The organism is Phaeobacter italicus, assembly GCF_001258055.1.
Classification (GTDB): Bacteria; Pseudomonadota; Alphaproteobacteria; order Rhodobacterales; family Rhodobacteraceae; genus Phaeobacter; species Phaeobacter italicus.
This window is the reverse complement of record NZ_CVRM01000031.1, coordinates 348,649-366,492: the sequence shown is the minus strand read 5'-3', so window position 1 is coordinate 366,492 and position 17,844 is coordinate 348,649. Positions and strand designations below refer to the sequence as shown.

Genomic DNA, 17,844 nt, shown 5'->3' with positions numbered 1-17,844 from the left:
CTAAGAGGCAAGCTGTTCAGAGGGAAGACCATCATGCAAGTTTCGGCTATTTCCAACGTAGGTGTCTATCGCAAGCTCAATGGGCACACCAATGGTCAGTCGTCACCGCAAAAGATGAATGCCCTCAATACGGCCGTCGGCGCAGGTGCCAAGGCAAAGGTCCAAGAGCTCGCTCAAGCTCGTCAGGCCGCCCACACCGGCCACGCCGATGCCGCCTTGATGGTGGTGGGTCCGCAATACATGCGTCGCATCATCCAGCAGCGTCTGCAGGATATCCAGTCCGGCTGTCAGGCCGGCCCCCTGCCGACCCGCGAACTGATCGCGCAGGACCGTTACCGCGCCGCCATGAAGGCCCTACGCTGAGTTGAACCGGCCCTGAACAGCCTACTACTCCGAAGTCGCCTGTAAACGAACTGCGCCGCCCGCCCCGTCAGGGGTGGGCGGCGCAACCTGTTTTGCCAAAGGGGGTCTGCCCCCGATCAGCTCAACGCGTCGTCACAGCGGCCGCAGACACCAGCGTGGCTGTGGCTGCCCACATCCGGCAGGATCTTCCAGCAACGCTGGCATTTTTCGCCATCGGCCTTTTCGAACACGACAGAGATGCCATCGACCTCGGGCATGCGGAACGCCTCGGCCGGGGCCGGATCACCACTGAGGACGATATCGGAGGTGATGCAGACATCCGCGAAGTTCACCGACTTCAACGCTTCCAGCACCTCTGGGTCGCGGACATGGACCACTGGCGCCGCCTCAAGCGAGGCACCGATCACCTTGTCGGTGCGCTGCACTTCCAGGGCGGCTGTCACAACGCGGCGGGCCTGACGGACCTTGGCCCATTTCGATGCCAGCGGCTCATTCAGCCAGTCGGCGGGGGTTTCCGGCATGTCCTGCAGGTGCAGGGAGCTGTCATCGCCCGGATATTTCTCCAGCCAGACCTCTTCCATGGTGAATACCAGAATAGGTGCCAGCCAGGTGGTCAGGCGGTGGAACAGAATATCCAGCACGGTGCGGGCGGCCCGTGCATTCAGCGTATCACCATCGCAGTAGAGCGCGTCCTTGCGGATGTCGAAGTAAAACGCCGACAGCTCTACCGTGGCAAAGTTGAACACCGCAGAGAAAACGCCCTGGAAATCAAAGGACTGATAACCAGTGCGGACCCGGTGATCGAGCTCTGCCAGACGGTGCAGCACCCATTGCTCCAGTTCGGGCATGTCCGCGGGGGCAACGCGCTGGTCTTCCTTGAAATCGCCAAGCGACCCCAGCATGAACCGCATGGTGTTGCGCAGGCGGCGGTAGCCATCAGCCACGCCTTTCAGGATCTCCGGCCCGATCCGCTGGTCCGCGGTATAATCGGTCTGGGCCACCCAGAGACGCAGGATATCGGCGCCATACTGCTGGACGATTTTCTCGGGCACGATGGTGTTGCCGAGCGATTTGGACATCTTGTTGCCCTTTTCGTCCAGCGTGAAACCGTGGGTGACCACATTGCGATAAGGCGCGCGCCCCTTGGTGCCGCAGGCCTGCAGCAGCGAGGAGTGGAACCAGCCGCGGTGCTGGTCGGTGCCTTCCATGTAGACGTCGGCGATGCCATCCTCGGTGCCGTCTTCGCGGTCGCGCAGCACAAAGGCGTGGGTGGAGCCACTGTCGAACCACACGTCCAGCACGTCGAACACCTGATCGTAGTCGTCGGGGTTCACGATGCCGTCCAGCATCTTTTCCTTGAAGCCATCGGTGTACCAGACATCGGCGCCATGTTCCTCGAACGCGGCCACGATGCGCTTGTTCAGCTCTTCATTGCGCAACAGGAATTCGGGATCGGTCGGCAGCACGCCCTTCTTGGTGAAGCAGGTGAGCGGCACGCCCCAGGCACGCTGGCGCGACAGCACCCAGTCCGGGCGGCTCTCGATCATGGAATAAAGACGGTTACGACCGGTCTGCGGGGTCCACTGCACCAGCTGGTCGATGGAGTTGAGCGCGCGGGTGCGGATGGTGTCGCCCATTTCGCCCATGCCGTCATCCAGCTCGCGGTCCACGCTGGCAAACCACTGCGGCGTGTTGCGGAACACGATCGGCGCCTTGGAGCGCCAGGAATGCGGGTAGCTGTGGGTGATGCGGCCACGGGCAATGATGCCACCGGCCTCGACCAGCTTCGCGATGACAGCGTTGTTGGCTTTGCCTTCCTTGCCCTTCTTGTCAAAGACCTGAAGGCCCGCAAAAAACGGCACATGCGGCAGGAATTCGGATTCCTCGCCCACGTTGTGGGTCATGCGATCCAGCCAGTTGCGCGCCACGAAACACTCGTAGTCATCCGCACCGTGGCTGGGTGCGGTATGCACGAAACCGGTGCCTGCGTCATCGGTGACGTGATCACCGTCGATCATCGGCACGTCATAATCCCAGAAGCCGTTCGCGCCCTCGATGCCGTGGAACGGATGCTTGCAGATCAGATCTGCGAACTCGGATGCCTCTACGTCGCGAACCTTAGTGAATTCGGTGACGCGGGATTTGCCAAGCGCGTCGGCCGCCAATGCATCCGCAAACAGATAAAGATCGCCGGGTTTTGTCCAGCTTTCCTCTTCGGTGGCGTCCACGCGATAGAGCCCATAGGCCACCTTGGGGTTATAGGCGATGGCGCGGTTCGACGGGATGGTCCAGGGGGTGGTGGTCCAGATCACCACGCGGGCCTCGGCCAGATCACCGGTTGCCCCAGCAAAGCCAAACGGCACCCAGATCGTGTGCGACTTGTGGTCGTGATATTCGATCTCGGCCTCGGCCAGCGCGGTCTTTTCGACCGGCGACCACATCACGGGCTTGGAGCCCTGATAGAGCGTGCCGTTCATCAGGAACTTCATGAACTCGTCTGCAATCACCGCCTCGGCGTGATAGTTCATGGTCAGATAGGGATCATCCCAGTTGCCGGTGATGCCCAGACGCTTGAATTCCTCACGCTGGATGCCGACCCATTCGTCTGCAAAGGCGCGGCATTCCTGACGGAAGTCGACAACCGGCACTTCATCCTTGTTCTTGCCCTTCTTGCGGTACTGCTCTTCGATCTTCCATTCGATGGGCAGACCGTGGCAGTCCCACCCCGGCACATAGCGCGCATCAAAGCCCAGCATCTGATGGGACCGGACGATCATGTCCTTGATCGTCTTGTTCAGCGCGTGACCGATGTGCAGGTGGCCGTTGGCGTAAGGAGGGCCATCGTGCAGCGTGAAGGGCTTGCGTTCGGCGTCGGTGCCTTTTGCGGCGGCGGCCTTTTCGCGCAGCTTGTCATACACACCAATCTGTGCCCAACGCTCCAGCCAGCCGGGCTCGCGCTTGGGCAGGCCCGCGCGCATCGGGAAATCAGTTTTGGGCAGATTGAGGGTGTCTTTATATTCAGGCGTCTGAGGCGTGTCGGCACACATGTGCAGCGTCCTTTGGATGATCTGGTCGGATTTTGGGATATTCGGTTCGGCGCGATCGCTCAAGCGCCTTTGCCCGGCAGCTCGAAGTCAGTCAGAGCGCCGGGGATATAATTCGAATAATGATGGCCGCAATCTGGGACATGAGGGCCTTATAGGGTGGGCTGCGCGCAGGGTAAAGCGGCAGATGTGCCGCATCGAGGCGGCACAGGCCGGTCCCTGCCCCATGCGGCAGATGCGCCGGCCCTCTTTTGTCTGCCGGATCGCTGCCGTAAATAGTGGCTGACTTAGTGGAGACCACCCAGATGTCCGATCCTGCCCCCTCCCCCACTGCCGGTTCCCCCTCTCGCCCTGAGGCTCCGCTGGCCCGTTTCGACATTTCAGCGGAACAGATCAGCCGGGTTGTTGCGGTGTTTTACGGCCGGGTGCGGTCACACGACGTGCTGGGGCCGGTGTTTGGCGCCCATGTGGAGGATTGGCCCGAACATGAGGAGAAGATCGCGCGTTTCTGGCGCAATGCGATCCTGCGGGAGAAATGCTATAGCGGCAATCCAATGCGGATCCATGTCAGCCGCCCTGACGTGCGCGAAGAGCATTTCCCGATCTGGCTGGGGCTGTTTCACGAGGTGCTGCAGGCAGAGCTGCCGGAGCTGACAGCGCGCCAGTGGGGCGCCCTGGCCGACCGCATCGGAGAGGGGTTTCGTACTGGCGTCGTTGCAATGCGCCAGCCCAAGAACGCCCCGCCCAAACTGTTCTAGGTTCAGGTCTTTTCCTTGGAAAACAACCCCGTTAGCGCACGCTGAATGACGCGGCGCGTACTGGGGCGGCGATCCGGGCCAAAGGCCATCGGGCGGCAGACCTCCATCGCGGCGATCCCAACCCGCGCGGACAGCGCCCCGTTGACCAACCCTTCGCCAAAGCGACGCGACAGTTTCGACAGGACCGACCCGCCCAGCACGGGTTCCAAGAGATCATCCCCGACCGCAACCGCACCGGTTGCCACCAGATGCGCAAGCACCGCGCGCGTGAGGCGCCAAGAGCTGAAGAACCCTGACCGCCCGCCATAGATTTCGGCAATCCGCCGGATCATGCGCAGCGAGGTGAACAAGGCCGTCACCACATCGGCCAGTGCCAACGGCACCAGCGCTGTGACAGTCGCGACCTGACGCGCGCCGCCCTCGACCACCTTTAGTGCGCGGGCATCCATCGGGGCCATCAGCTCTGCCTCTGCCAACTGCAGGAGCGCATCTGCATCCATGACGTCTGTCTTGCGTTCTGCCAGACGCGCAAGCCCCCAGGTCAGATCTTTGCGGCCGTGGTAGAACCGTTCAAGGTCAGACACATAGCTGCGCGCTTCTGCGAGGTCTGCCGCGGGATCACTGGAGGCTGTCAGGTCGGGCTGGCCAGTGCGCAGCGTTTCCACCCGGCGCAGACGGGACAGGGCCGCCAGCTCTCGCAGGCACAGTGCCAAAGCCAGCACAACCGCAACCGCAAACCCCGCGGTGATGGCCCAGCCCAAGAGCGGCACCCGGTCAATGAGAGAGGTTGCGAATTCCCAGGCCGCGACCGAGACAACCGCGCCCGTCAACGCCAAAAGGCTTGCCCAGAACCACCGCACCAGCCGGGATGGACGGCGCGCTGCCAGCTCGGCCGCCTGTGCGAGTGCAGGCGATGGCGCAAGCCCGTCCCCCGCCGCACCGTCGAGATCCGGCACCGGCGGGGCCTCTGCCACGTTGGGATGCGGCTGTGCGCTCGGCGTTTCGCTCAGATCAAAGAGAATGGCGTCTTTCTGGCGGCTCATGTCTGCCCCTTGTCGCTGGTGCTATTCTGGCCGGTCTGCAAACAGGCGGCGGGCCAGATGTAGCGGATGTCCGGCAGACCTTCGTCGTTCTGCGCCCCATCGGTGCGGGCGACTTCGTGGAACCCTTCCCGCAGATAAAACCTCTGCGCGCCGGTGTTTTCCTGAAAGGTCCACAGGTCCAGATGATCAATCTTGCTTTTGGCCGTGTCCAAGAGCGCCTTGCCCACCCCCAGCCCACGGGCCTGAGGATGAATATAGAGCGCGCAGATCTCCGGCCCGTCTTGCGCGATAAAGCCGACAACCCGGTTTTGTTTCTGGGCGATCGTCACCCAACCCCGGTCAATCATGGTAGCGCAGAACTGGATCGCCTCGGCGCCAGAGTGCTGCTTTGGCATCCACGGCGTATCGGTTTCAAACCCATGCAGGATCTCGGCGATTTTGCCAGCATCCGTGCTGCGTGCCGGGCGCAGGGTTGTATCAGCGTGCGGCTGCATCACAAACGATCCCCGATCAGGAACTCCGCCGCCCGGTCCAAGCGGATATGAGGTGGCCCGTCCCCCGGACGCAGGGTCAGCGGCGCGGGCGCAAAGGACATCGCCCGATAATCCCCCTCCAGCCAGTTCTCCGCCCCCTGTCGCGCGGGCGTCAACAGGTGCGAAGGATCCTGTGGCAAGGCACCGGGATAAAACGCAGCCGGTCTGCCCGTATCAAGCAAGGTGCCACACACACAGGGCAGGTCTTCACCGTTGTGACGGCGCATTTCCTCGGTCGTGGCACGCAGCGCTGCAAGCGAGAGCGCTGCAGTTTCGGCCCCAGCAAAGCGCGCCCGGTCGCGCGCGTCACGGGTCAGCGCCTCGATGATAGCTGTCAGCTGCGGGTGCTGCTGATGGTGCAGATGATCGGCCTTGGTCGCGGCAAACAGGATTTTTTCAACCCGCTTTCCCCGCAGGATCTGGGTCAGAAAGCCATTTCGCCCAGGCCGGAACGCCGCGAGGATATCCGTCATGGCGTGGCGCAGGTCTTCGACCGCACGCGGGCCAGAATGGATCGCGCTCAATGCGTCCACCAGCACCACCTGCCGGTCGATGCGGGCAAAGTGATCCCGGAAGAATGGCTTCACCACCTTGGATTTATAGGCCTCGAACCTGCGTTCCATCTCGCGCTGCAGGGACCGGCGCGGGGCAGTGTCGCTCTGTGGCAGGGGGGCAAAGGTCAGAACCGGCGATCCCGCCAGATCACCGGGCAACAAGAACCGCCCCGGCGTGCAGTCATAATACCCGGCGGTGCGCGCGGCCTGAAGATACTCTGCAAACGTGCCAGCCAAGTCCTGCGCCTGCACCTCGTCGTGGGGGGCCGTTGCATCGGCTTTCTGGGCTTTGCCCAGATAGGTTTGCGCTTCGCTCCGGCTGCGGATCCGGGTCAGAACCTCGTCGCTCCATTGGGCGTAGGTCTTGTCCAAAAGCGCCAGATCCAGCAGCCACTCTCCCGGATAGTCAACGATATCCAGATGCAGTGTACGAGGCCCCTGCAACCCGGATAGAAGACCATTGGGCTGGACCCGAAGGCTGAGCCGCAGCTCTGACACGGCGCGGGTGCTGTCGGGCCAAAAGGGGCGTGGACCTGTCAGGGCGGCCAGGTGCTGTTCGTAGTCAAACCGCGGCACGGTATCGTCTGGTTGGGGCTGCAGGAAAGCCGTCTCGATCCGCCCATCGCGCACTGCCGCCAGCTGCACCATGCGGCCCCGGTTCATCAGATTGGCCACCAGTGAGGTGATGAACACCGTCTTGCCCGCCCGTGCCAGCCCTGTGACGCCCAGCCGGATGGAGGGCTCAAACAGGGTTTCCGACAGGGAGGCGCCCGCGTTTTCCACGCTGCGCAAGACGCCGTCTGCGATTGAAGAAAGTCCCACAGTGATGCCCCGTGCCTTGCCCGATTTCAGGAGAAGGGGGCCTTGGGCATCGCTGCCCCGCCCCTGTGATCCTGTTGATTACTCCCAAGATAAGCACTGCCTGCCCGTGATGCCACCCATCTCGGCGGGCGCAGAACCAGAGCCGCGAGAGGGACACGCGGGGACTTGTACGAACTTCGCAGGCGGGTTACTTGCCCGCCATGCCGCGTTTTGCTTTGAAAGTCGAATACCACGGCGCGCCTTTTGCCGGATGGCAGCGCCAGAAAGATCAGCCCTCTGTTCAGGGGGCGATTGAGGATGCGCTTGCGCGACTTGAACCCGGCCCGCACACAATTGCAGCGGCAGGGCGGACGGACACCGGCGTACATGGGCTGGGTCAGGTGGCCCATTGCGACATGGCCAAGGCATGGGATCCCTTTCGTCTATCCGAGGCCCTGAACTATCACCTAAAGCCCGCCCCCGTTGCGATCGTGGACTGCGCCCAGGTGGACGACGACTGGCACGCCAGATTCTCGGCCATTGAGCGACAGTATCTGTTCCGCATTCTGATCCGCCGCGCGCCCGCCACACATGACGCAGGTCAGGTGTGGCAGCTGAGCCATGATCTGGATGTGGCCGCCATGCAGGAAGCCGCCGATCATCTGGTGGGGCAGCATGATTTCACGACCTTCCGCTCCTCGATCTGTCAGGCCGCGAGCCCGCTCAAGACACTGGATGAACTGCGGGTGGAACGGGTGCAGGGCTTTTCCGGGCCGGAGATCCATTTTCATGTGCGGGCCCGCTCCTTTCTGCACAATCAGGTGCGCAGCTTTGTCGGCACATTGGAACGCGTTGGCGCCGGAGCATGGGATCCGGTTGACGTAAAAGACGCGCTGGAGGCCTGTGATCGCGCAGCATGTGGCCCGGTCTGCCCCGGCCACGGGCTGTATCTGGCGCGCGTGGGCTACCCTCAGGATCCCTTTGCCAGCTAGGCACCGACACGGTTAGCCCCGCTTGCCAGCCTAAGGTCAGGCTGTCTTCAGCCCCCAAAACAGGCATCAATAGTGAAAACCGGGCGCGGCGAAGTTTTTTCAATCTTCGCGGGAACCAAACGCACAGGACGTGCGTTGGGGATCTAATTTGCATCGTTAGTTTCATCAGGTTTCCGTATGCCCCAAGAAATCGATCTCCTCGGGAATATACTGAAGTACTCCGCCTTGCCGATTTCGCTGATCGATCCAGCATCAGACGAACTGCGGCTCACTTATGTGAACCGCGCGTTTGAGACCACCACCGGGTATCGCATTGACGAGGCGCTGGCCGCGCCCTGCCCGCTGTTCACTGGTGCTTCAATTGACCCGATGGCCGTGCGCAAGATCCGCAAGGCGCGCGATGAATGCAGGTCGCTGCGGCTCATCCTGACCAACACCCATGCAGACGGGCGGGTGATCGAGTTCCTGACCTATGTAGATCCGATCTTCTTTGGGCAGGAGACATGCCTTTTGCTTGGGGTGCATTTCCCGCTCGCCACTGCCTTTAGCCGGACATCAGAGCCTGCTGGCGACGGGGTTCTGAGCGGTCGCCAAAGCGAACTGCAGCAACGGGACGAACAGCACGACCATCTTCTTGACTATGCCAAACAGGCGATGGTCCGCTGTTTGGAAATGCGGCGCAACACGCTTTACAGCCGCATCAATCTATACCTTGACCGGCACAAGGGTGTGCTGCCCGGGGACATTCCAAGCAGCTTTCTTGAACCTGCGCCAAAGGCTTCGTTTGTTGCGAACGAGCTGGACGCGTGATGATGCCCGAAGGAACGGGCGACCATGACCTGAACCAAGGTCGGGGAAGATCACACCGGGCGCGACACCGCCCGGTGTGATCTGTGCCTGTATGGCGCTGCCGGGTGGGGATGATCCGTCTGATGCAGATCTTAACCCCGCCCACGATAGGGCGGCACGCCCTGATCGGGGATCCATACGCCGTCTGGCAGCGGCCCGGTCTGCCAGAAGACATCAATGGGAATACCACCTCGCGGATACCAATATCCGCCAATCCGGAGCCATTGGGGCTCCAGGAAATCGGCAAGACGGCGCGCGATGGAGACAGTGCAATCCTCGTGGAAGGCACCGTGATTTCGGAACGAGCCAAGGAACAGCTTTAGCGATTTGCTTTCCACCAGCCATTTGCCGGGGACATAGTCGATCACCAGATGGGCGAAATCGGGCTGGCCCGTCATCGGGCAGAGGGACGTGAACTCCGGCGCTGTGAAACGCACGTTGTAGGCCACATCGGCCTGCGGATTTTCGACGCGCTCCAATTCGGCGTCTTCCGGGCTGGACGGCATGACGGTGGCACCGCCCAGTTGTTTGAGGTTTTGGTAGATATCTTCACTCATGATGCGTCTCCAATGGGATCCTGCGATATGGTCTCTTGCGCCGGTCAGACGCCGCGCTGATTGCCCCAGACAAGGACATGCAGTTGCGGCAGCACACGCGGGGCAAACCACTTGTCGGCTGTGACTTTGTCGATCAACCAACGCAGGCGGGCGGTCGTCTCTGTCAGATCAACGGGAGTTTCGGGATCGACTGTCGGGTTGCCGGGCTGAAGGTAGAGCGGCAGTTCCGGGTAACGATCCGCCACTACGCGCGCCCAGTCGTAGTCCACTTCGTCAAAGACCACGATCTTCAGCACCACGTTTGGGCAGTCTTTTGCAGCCGCCAGACAGGATCCGAATTTGAGCCAATCGACCTTGTGTCCGCTGGACGGCGGTTTCGGGCTGAGCACAAGCGTGTCCAGCTTGCTGAACCAGGCCTGGCTGATCGATCCCTGGGTTTCGCAGGCAAAGCGATAGCCCGCCTCTTTTCCCATGGCGATCAACTCGGCAAAGTCCTGGATGGCCGGGTTGCCGCCGGACAGAGACACGGTCAACGGCTGCCCGCCACTGAGATGCGTGACCTCTGCCCAGACGTCGCGAGTTGTCATTGGCATCCATGTGTCGCGGAACTTGCTGTCCACCGCATGGAGACTGTCGCACCAGCTGCAGCGATAATCGCAACCGCCTGTGCGCACGAAGACTGTTGGCTCCCCGATCAGGGCGCCTTCACCCTGGATCGTGGGGCCGAAAATTTCGGCGATACGTAAACTCATGGTCGATACTCAGCCCAGGTTTTCGGGGTCTCGGACACCCGCACAGCGGCGGTTTCTGGCCAACGCGACACGCACCAATCGTAGAAGTAGCGCGCCATGTTTTCTGCGGTGGAGGGGCCCTCCATCACGTCATTCAGATGGCGGTGATCAAAGCTGCCGTCGATGTAATTCTTCAGCGGTGCAAGCTCGTGATAGTCCCGCACAAAGCCATCGCTGTTCAGCTCGGCCCCCGCCAGTTCGACCACCACGATGTAGTTGTGCCCATGCAGCCTGGCACATTGGTGATCCGCTGGCAGATGCGTCAGCTGATGGGACGCGGAGAAGTGGAATTCCTTGGTGATCCGGAACATCACGCACCCCCGTCTTTGATCGCTGTGCGCCAGAAATCGGGATCAGCATAGACTGTCGGATCCTCAACCCCCGCCAGATCAAAGGCCTCGCGCCGCTCTACGCAGGTGCCGCAGCGCCCGCAGTGATGTTCGCCGCCCTTGTAGCAGGACCATGTCTCGGCAAAGGGGGTGTTCACGGCCGCTCCTGCGGCGACAATGTCCCCTTTGGAGCGATGCACAAAAGGCGTCACCAGCGACACGTCAGCATAGCCATCCAGCGCCATGCGCTGCATTGCGTCAAATGCGTCGGTAAAGGCCGGACGACAATCCGGGTAGATGAAGTGATCGCCGCCATGAACCGCGGTTGCGACAGCCGTGTCGCCCTTGGCGGCGGCAATCCCGTAGGCAATGGTCAGCATGATGGCGTTCCGGTTGGGCACGACAGTGACCTTCATGGTCTCTTCGGCGTAATGCCCGTCCGGCACATCGATATCATCCGTCAACGCCGAGCCGCTGAGCGCAGCACCGATCGAACGCATATCAATGATCTCATGTGGAACCCCAAGCCGCTGCCCGCAGGCGGCGGCGTAGTCGAGTTCCTTGCGGTGGCGCTGCCCGTAGTCGAACGACACCAAACGCGACAGCTGCCCTTGGGCAGCAAGTACATGGGCAAGGGACACGGAATCGAGCCCGCCCGAGCAGATGACAAGTGTTTTCAAGTTTTCAGTCCTTGTTTTGATATCCGGGTAGGCTGCGACCGGAGAGCGTGCGTATAACGACTGACGTGTACGTCGACAAGATATCCACAGAGAATTTCCCGGACGTCACGATTGCGACGCGAGAGCGTTCAGAACGGGGGGTTGCTGATTGTTTTCAGATAGATAAGAGAACGCAGCAAAAAGGCGCCAACCTTATCGGTGGCGCCTTTTGCTTTTTTCTGTCGTGCTATTTCAGCCCAGGTCTTCCTGACTGTAGGCCTTTAGCTCTGCCCGCGCGACCTGCCTGCGGTGAACGGCATCGGGACCATCGGCGAGGCGCAGGGTGCGCACATGGGTCCAGGCCTGCGCCAGCGGCGTGTCCTGACTGATGCCCTGCCCCCCGTGCATCTGCACCGCCTCGTCGATCACCTTCAGCGCGACGCGGGGGGCGACCACCTTGATCTGACTGATCCAAGGCGCGGCAGCGCGGGGGTCCCCCTGATCCATGTACCACGCCGCCTTGAGGCAGAGGAGACGGGCCATTTCGATTTCCATCCGGCATTCGGCGATGATGTCGTAGTTGGCGCCCAGCTGGGCCAGCGGCTTGCCAAAGGCCTCGCGGCGCAGTGAGCGGCGGCAGAGCTGTTCCAGCGCGCTTTCAGCCTGACCAATGGCCCGCATACAGTGGTGGATACGCCCCGGCCCAAGGCGGCCCTGCGCGATCTCGAACCCGCGCCCTTCGCCCAGCAGCATGTTTTCAGCAGGCACCCGCACATCTGAAAAGCGGATGTGCATATGGCCGTGGGGGGCATCGTCGTGGCCATAGACCTCCATCGGGCGCAGCACCTCGATCCCCGGCGTATCCGCTGGTACCACGATCATTGACTGACGCTTGTGTTTGGGCAGGTCGTCCCCACCGGTGCGCACCATGACGATATAAACCTTGCAGCGCGGATCCCCGGCACCAGAGGCCCACCATTTTTCGCCATTCAGCACGTAGTCATCGCCATCGCGTACGCAGGACATCGAGATATTGGTCGCATCCGAGCTGGCCACATCCGGCTCTGTCATCAGATAGGCGGAGCGGATCTCTCCCTGCAGGAGCGGGGCGAGCCATTGCTGTTTCATCGCCTCGGTGCCGTAGCGTTCGAACACCTCCATATTGCCGGTATCCGGCGCGGAGCAGTTAAAGACCTCTGCCCCCAGCGGGGTTTTACCCATTTCCTCAGCGAAATAGGCGTATTCCACGGTGGAGAGACCAAACCCCTTGTCACTGTCGGTGAGCCAGAAATTCCACAGACCCTCGGCCTTGGCCTTGGCTTTCAGGCCTTCAAGGATTTCGGCCTGACGGTCGGTGTATTGCCAGCGGTCGCCCTTTGAGATCTCGGCGTGATACGCGGCCTCCATCGGCATGATCTCGTCGCGGATCATTGCCGCCACCCGATCCAGAAGCGCGCGGTTTTCGCTGCGCATACCCAAGTTCATGTCCATCCCGGCGCCTCTTTGTGTTGTTTCCCTCGGCGGCAGCATGGCGCGGGGGTTGTGTCGCTGTCCAGCCGCGTGACGGGACGTCACGGATGGATAGGCTGCACAGGACAGAAAAACGGGCCCCGGAGGGCCCGTTTGTCAGCGATTTACTCTGCCGCCTCGGCGTAGTCTTCCATCGGGGGGCAGGTGCAGACCAGATGCCGGTCACCGTAAGCGTTGTCGACGCGGTTGACCGGCGGCCAGTATTTGTCCACCCGGAACGCACCCGGAGGGAAGCAGCCCTGTTCGCGGGAATAGGGGCGATCCCAGTCTTTCACGAGGTCTTCCATCGTGTGAGGGGCGTTTTTCAGCGCGTTGTTCTCTGCGTCCATTTCCCCTGCCTCGACCGCGCGGATTTCCTCGCGGATCGACAGCATGGCCTCGCAGAAACGGTCCAGCTCGGCCTTGGTCTCGGATTCTGTCGGCTCCACCATCAGCGTGCCAGCAACCGGCCAGGACATTGTTGGTGCATGGAAACCGCTGTCGATCAGACGTTTGGCAACATCGTCTACAGTGACATTTGCGCTGGCCTCGAACGGGCGAGTGTCCAGAATGCACTCATGCGCGACGCGGCCCGTGGGCCCCTTGTAAAGCACGTCATAGGCCCCTTCGAGACGCTTGGCGATGTAGTTGGCATTGAGGATCGCCACCTTCGTTGCCTGCGTCAGACCCGCGCCGCCCATCATCAGGCAGTAGGCCCAGCTGATGGTCAGGATCGAGGCAGAGCCGAAGGGCGCGGCCGAGACCGGACCCTCCTGCCCGCCGGTTTCCGGGTGGCCGGGCAGATGCGGCTGCAGATGCGCCTTGACGCCGATCGGACCCATGCCGGGGCCACCGCCGCCGTGAGGAATGGCAAAGGTTTTATGCAGGTTCAGGTGGCTCACATCGCCGCCCAGATCTCCGGGACGCGACAGGCCCACCATGGCGTTCATATTGGCCCCGTCGATATAGACCTGCCCGCCATGATCGTGGGTGATCTTGCAGACCTCATGCACGGTTTCCTCGAACACGCCGTGGGTCGAGGGATAGGTGATCATGCAGCCTGCGAGGTTCTCGGCGTGTTTCTCTGCCTTTTCGCGGAAATCATCGAGGTCGATATCGCCGTTGTCGGCGGATTTCACCACGACAACCTTCCACCCCACCATCTGGGCAGAAGCCGGGTTGGTGCCATGAGCGGACATCGGGATCAGACAGATGTTGCGGTGGCCCTGCCCGTTGGCGCGATGATAGGCCGCGATGGACAGGAGGCCTGCGTATTCACCCTGCGCGCCGGAGTTCGGCTGCATGGAAATCGCATCATAGCCGGTGATCTGGCACAGTTTGTCGGAGAGATCGCGCACCATCTCTGCATAGCCCTGCATCTGATCCGCAGGCGCAAAGGGGTGGATATTTGCGAACTCCGGCCAGCTGAGCGGCATCATTTCCGCCGCGGCGTTGAGCTTCATGGTGCAGGAGCCCAGCGGGATCATCGCACGGTCCAGCGCCAGATCGCGATCCGCGAGGCGACGCATGTAGCGCATCATCTCGGTCTCGGCCCGGTTCATGTGGAAAATCGGATGCGTCAGATACTCCGACGTGCGGTGCATGTTCTCCGGCACCCGGTATTCATGCGTGAAGTCATCGTCCTTGCGGCGAATGCCAAAGGCACGCCAGACCGCTTCGATGGTTTCGGGGCGGGTCACTTCATCGAGGGTGATACCAACCCGGGTTTCGCCAACGCGACGCAGGTTCAGCCCCTCATCTACCGCGGATTTCAGCACCGCCGATTGCAGCGGCCCCACATCCACGGTGATCGTATCGAAGAAGGATCTGGGATCAACGCTGAACCCGGCCCCTTCCAGCCCGCGGGCCAGACGCACGGTTTTGCGATGGATGCGCTGCGCGATGGCCTTCAGCCCCTTGGGCCCGTGGAAAACCGCGTACATTGACGCCATCACCGCCAGCAGGGCCTGCGCGGTACAGACGTTGGAGGTCGCTTTTTCGCGGCGGATGTGCTGTTCGCGGGTCTGCAGCGACAGACGATAGGCCCGGTTTCCATGCGCATCGACCGAGACGCCGACAATCCGGCCGGGGATCGAGCGCTTGTAAGCGTCCTTGGTCGCCATATAGGCCGCATGCGGACCGCCTGCGCCCACCGGCACACCAAAGCGCTGGGTCGAGCCGACAGCGATATCCGCGCCCATTGCGCCCGGCTCTTTCAGCAGGGTCAGCGATAGCGGGTCGGCTGCAACGATGCCGATGGCCTTATGCGCGTGCAGCTGGGCGATGTGGTCGGTGAAGTCACGCACGTGGCCATAGGTGCCGGGGTATTGGAAGATGGCGCCAAAGACCTTGTCCGCCTCCAGCTTGTCAGGGTTGCCGACAATGACCTCGATCCCCAGCGGCTCGGCGCGGGTCTGGATCACGGCGATGTTCTGTGGGTGGCAGTCGCGGTCGACAAAAAACGCCTTGGCTTTCGATTTGGAAACCCGCTGGGCCACGGTCATCGCTTCGGCGCAGGCGGTGGCCTCGTCCAGCAGCGAGGCATTGGCGATTTCCAGACCGGTCAGATCCGAGATCATGGTCTGGAAGTTCAACAGCGCCTCAAGACGCCCCTGCGAAATTTCGGGCTGATAGGGCGTGTAGGCGGTGTACCAGGCCGGGTTTTCCAGGATGTTGCGCTGAATGGCGGGCGGGGTCACGGTGCCGTGGTAGCCCTGGCCGATCAGCGAGGTTTTCAGAACGTTCTTGCCTGCGACCTCACGCATGTGGTGCAGCAGTTCGCGTTCCGACAGAGGGCGGCCAAACTCCAGCGCGGCAGCCTGGCGAATGGTGGCCGGTACGGTGTCGTCGATCAGCGCATCCAGGCTCTCGGCGCCGACCACGGCCAGCATGTCGTCCATCTCTTCGGGAGACGGGCCAATATGGCGGCGGTTGGCAAAGTCATACGGCAGATAGTCCGTGGGTTCAAAAGACATGTGTCGCCCTCTTCAGCAACAGGAGGTTAAGGCAGCGGGATGCTGCGGGCTGGCCCGGGCATGCGGAATGACACCGCTGAAAATGCGGGAACAGCGATCAAAAAACCCCGCCGCGCAACATTGCGCAGGCGGGGCCGAAGGGATTAACCGATGAAGTCCTTGTAACCGGCTTCATCCATGTAATCGTCCATCGGGGACAGATCAGACGGCTTGATCTTGAAGAACCAGGCTTCGCCCTGCGGATCTTCGTTTACCTTGCCGGGGTTGTCCGCCAGGGCCTCGTTCACCTCGACGATTTCACCATCCAGCGGAGCCAGAATGTCGGAAGCCGCCTTGACGGATTCGATCACCACGATTTCATCGTCCTTGGAAACCTCGGTGCCGACCTCGGGCAGTTCCACGAAAACCACGTCACCCAGCTGTTCAGCTGCGTGATTGGTGATGCCGACGGTGATCAGATCGTCGCTTTCGGCCAGCAGCCATTCATGTTCTTCGGTGTATTTCATCTGTCTCTTCCTTTGCAGATGGCTGGGGAATTGCGCCGGGATCAGCGCTTGAAATTGGCCGCCACGAAAGGCAGCGCATGAACGGTGATGGGCTGGCGTTTGCCGCGCAGCTCACCAAACAGGGTGGTTCCGACCTGACTGAGGTCAGCGGACACGTAGCCCATCGCGACAGGGCCACCGACAGTGGGGCCAAATCCGCCGGAGGTCACGCGGCCAATGGGCTCACCTCCTTCGGCTTCTTTGAACAGCAGAACCCCTTCGCGCATCGGTGCGCGCCCTTCAGGTTTGAGCCCGACACGGCGTTGCGATGCACCGGCCTCGATTTCCGCAAAAACGGCCGCTGCCCCCGGAAAGCCGCCCGCGCGATCACCGTTGGGGCGGCGCACCTTCTGAATAGCCCAACCAAGCGACGCCGCGATCGGCCCGGTGGTTGCATCGATATCATGACCATAGAGACACATGCCGCCCTCAAGCCGCAGCGAGTCACGGGCGCCGAGCCCGATAGGCGCCACGCCGTCCTGTGCCAGCAGCTTGCGAACGACTGTTTCGGCATGGGCTTCGGGGATGGAAATCTCATAGCCATCTTCGCCGGTGTAGCCCGAGCGTGACACCCAAATTTCCACCCCGTCCAGATCCAGCGTGGCCACATCCATAAAAGACATATCTCTTGCCGCAGGGGTCAACGCCGCCAGTGCGGCCTCGGCCCCCGGCCCCTGTAGCGCAACAAGGGCGCGATCGGTCACCGGCGTCACGGTGACAGCTGGTTCCAGCGCGGCTTTCATTCGGGCGATATCAGCGTCCTTGCATGCCGCGTTGACGACCACAAACAGATGATCCCCGCGATTGGCAAACATCAGATCGTCCTCGATGCCGCCTGCATCATTGGTGAACAGACCATAGCGCTGGCGGCCCTCCTTCAGGCCCAGCACATCCATTGGGACAAGGGTTTCGAACGCCCTGGCGACCGCTTCATAGCTGTCACCGGTCAGGATCACCTGCCCCATGTGGCTTACGTCAAAAAGACCAGTTCTGGTGCGTGTATGGCTGTGCTCACCCATGATGCCCATCGGATACTGCACCGGCATCGCATAGCCGGCGAAAGGCACCATTTTTCCACCCAGCTCCTGATGGAGGTCAAACAAAGGGGTCTTCTTCAAATCACTCGACGTCGTGTCAGCCGACATGCGTGTCCGTCCCATAAACACGGGCCGGGCTGGTCAGAAATGACGGCAGTTTCCGGCACCTGGATTGCGCACAGGAACACCTGTGCAACCTGATGCCCCCTCTGTCCCTTCGCCTGAGATCGTTATCCCTTCGGCGTCCGGCTTTGACCGGATCTCTCCAGAGTTGATGCGCGTGTACGGTCCCTTGTGCCTGAGAGTTTCCGGGGCGGTTGCTCCTTCGGCACCGGTGTCAGCGGCCGTGACAGCAGCTGCGCCGGTTCTCCCGCATACGCGCGCATACACTAGCAAGGCACCTGCCGCCTCGCAATAAACAAATGCCGGAAATGCCGCTTTGAACCGGGCTATTGCCGCTTTTTATGTGCAATTATTTTCTCAACCTCGTCAGTGGATTACCCGA

16 protein-coding genes and 1 riboswitch are annotated in these 17,844 nt (G+C 61.7%); of the genes, 4 read left to right on the top strand and 12 right to left on the bottom strand.

What is annotated here, in order from left to right; all coding sequences use genetic code 11:
• The first annotated feature begins 33 nt into the window (after nt 1-33).
• Entirely contained in the window at nt 34-363 is a 330-nt protein-coding gene (locus NIT7645_RS12990) for a hypothetical protein (RefSeq protein ID WP_008563247.1), read from the top strand.
• A gap of 116 nt (nt 364-479) precedes the next feature.
• On the opposite strand, the gene ileS is transcribed toward NIT7645_RS12990, so the two are convergent.
• Nucleotides 480-3,410, bottom strand: coding sequence for an isoleucine--tRNA ligase (gene ileS, locus NIT7645_RS12985; protein WP_008562403.1), 2,931 nt, complete (start codon nt 3,408-3,410; stop codon nt 480-482).
• A gap of 302 nt (nt 3,411-3,712) precedes the next feature.
• Here ileS and NIT7645_RS12980 point away from each other — a divergent pair, with 302 nt between their 5' ends.
• Nucleotides 3,713-4,165 (top strand): group III truncated hemoglobin, encoded by a 453-nt coding sequence (locus NIT7645_RS12980; RefSeq protein ID WP_008562767.1) that lies wholly within the window; start codon nt 3,713-3,715, stop codon nt 4,163-4,165.
• A 2-nt stretch (nt 4,166-4,167) separates the two neighbouring features.
• Here the strand turns inward: NIT7645_RS12980 and NIT7645_RS12975 are convergent, their stop codons facing one another.
• The 3 genes from NIT7645_RS12975 to NIT7645_RS12965 are packed head-to-tail and all read right to left on the bottom strand — an operon-like array spanning nt 4,168 to nt 7,117.
• Entirely contained in the window at nt 4,168-5,208 is a 1,041-nt protein-coding gene (locus tag NIT7645_RS12975) for a YcjF family protein (protein ID WP_008559145.1), read from the bottom strand.
• Complete coding sequence (locus NIT7645_RS12970) at nt 5,205-5,702, bottom strand: GNAT family N-acetyltransferase (RefSeq protein WP_008561579.1); 498 nt, start codon at nt 5,700-5,702, stop codon at nt 5,205-5,207. Before NIT7645_RS12970 ends, NIT7645_RS12975 begins: the two co-directional genes overlap by 4 nt.
• Nucleotides 5,702-7,117 (bottom strand): YcjX family GTP-binding protein, encoded by a 1,416-nt coding sequence (locus NIT7645_RS12965; protein WP_050687234.1) that lies wholly within the window; start codon nt 7,115-7,117, stop codon nt 5,702-5,704. Before NIT7645_RS12965 ends, NIT7645_RS12970 begins: the two co-directional genes overlap by 1 nt.
• 200 nt (nt 7,118-7,317) lie before the next feature.
• Between NIT7645_RS12965 and truA the strand changes: the two genes are divergently transcribed.
• On the top strand, nt 7,318-8,088 hold the full coding sequence (gene truA, locus NIT7645_RS12960) for a tRNA pseudouridine(38-40) synthase TruA (RefSeq protein WP_008560788.1): 771 nt from the start codon (nt 7,318-7,320) through the stop codon (nt 8,086-8,088).
• A gap of 177 nt (nt 8,089-8,265) precedes the next feature.
• Nucleotides 8,266-8,898 carry a PAS domain S-box protein gene (locus NIT7645_RS12955; protein WP_050687233.1) on the top strand — a complete coding sequence of 211 codons (633 nt, stop codon included), beginning with the start codon at nt 8,266-8,268 and terminating at the stop codon, nt 8,896-8,898.
• Nucleotides 8,899-9,029: 131 nt separating this feature from the next.
• Here NIT7645_RS12955 and queF read toward each other — a convergent pair whose 3' ends face one another.
• The 8 genes from queF to gcvT form a co-directional block, all read right to left on the bottom strand.
• Complete coding sequence (gene queF / locus NIT7645_RS12950) at nt 9,030-9,494, bottom strand: preQ(1) synthase (RefSeq protein ID WP_008559824.1); 465 nt, start codon at nt 9,492-9,494, stop codon at nt 9,030-9,032.
• A gap of 44 nt (nt 9,495-9,538) precedes the next feature.
• A complete protein-coding gene (gene queE / locus NIT7645_RS12945) occupies nt 9,539-10,246 on the bottom strand; it encodes a 7-carboxy-7-deazaguanine synthase QueE (protein WP_050687231.1) in 708 nt (235 codons plus the stop codon).
• Nucleotides 10,243-10,596, bottom strand: a complete 354-nt coding sequence (queD, locus tag NIT7645_RS12940) for a 6-carboxytetrahydropterin synthase QueD (RefSeq protein WP_008562091.1) — start codon at nt 10,594-10,596, stop codon at nt 10,243-10,245. The genes queE and queD overlap by 4 nt, the downstream gene beginning before the upstream one ends.
• Complete coding sequence (gene queC, locus NIT7645_RS12935) at nt 10,596-11,294, bottom strand: 7-cyano-7-deazaguanine synthase QueC (protein ID WP_008559031.1); 699 nt, start codon at nt 11,292-11,294, stop codon at nt 10,596-10,598. Before queC ends, queD begins: the two co-directional genes overlap by 1 nt.
• A 231-nt stretch (nt 11,295-11,525) precedes the next feature.
• Nucleotides 11,526-12,764 carry an acyl-CoA dehydrogenase family protein gene (locus tag NIT7645_RS12930; RefSeq protein ID WP_008559371.1) on the bottom strand — a complete coding sequence of 413 codons (1,239 nt, stop codon included), beginning with the start codon at nt 12,762-12,764 and terminating at the stop codon, nt 11,526-11,528.
• A gap of 143 nt (nt 12,765-12,907) precedes the next feature.
• Nucleotides 12,908-15,757 (bottom strand): aminomethyl-transferring glycine dehydrogenase, encoded by a 2,850-nt coding sequence (gcvP, locus tag NIT7645_RS12925; RefSeq protein WP_008560337.1) that lies wholly within the window; start codon nt 15,755-15,757, stop codon nt 12,908-12,910.
• 143 nt (nt 15,758-15,900) lie between these two features.
• Nucleotides 15,901-16,263 carry a glycine cleavage system protein GcvH gene (gcvH, locus tag NIT7645_RS12920; protein ID WP_008562872.1) on the bottom strand — a complete coding sequence of 121 codons (363 nt, stop codon included), beginning with the start codon at nt 16,261-16,263 and terminating at the stop codon, nt 15,901-15,903.
• Nucleotides 16,264-16,304: 41 nt separating this feature from the next.
• Entirely contained in the window at nt 16,305-17,447 is a 1,143-nt protein-coding gene (gene gcvT, locus NIT7645_RS12915; protein WP_037302553.1) for a glycine cleavage system aminomethyltransferase GcvT, read from the bottom strand.
• Nucleotides 17,448-17,538: 91 nt separating this feature from the next.
• Nucleotides 17,539-17,618: riboswitch (glycine riboswitch) on the bottom strand.
• Nucleotides 17,619-17,844 lie beyond the last annotated feature (226 nt).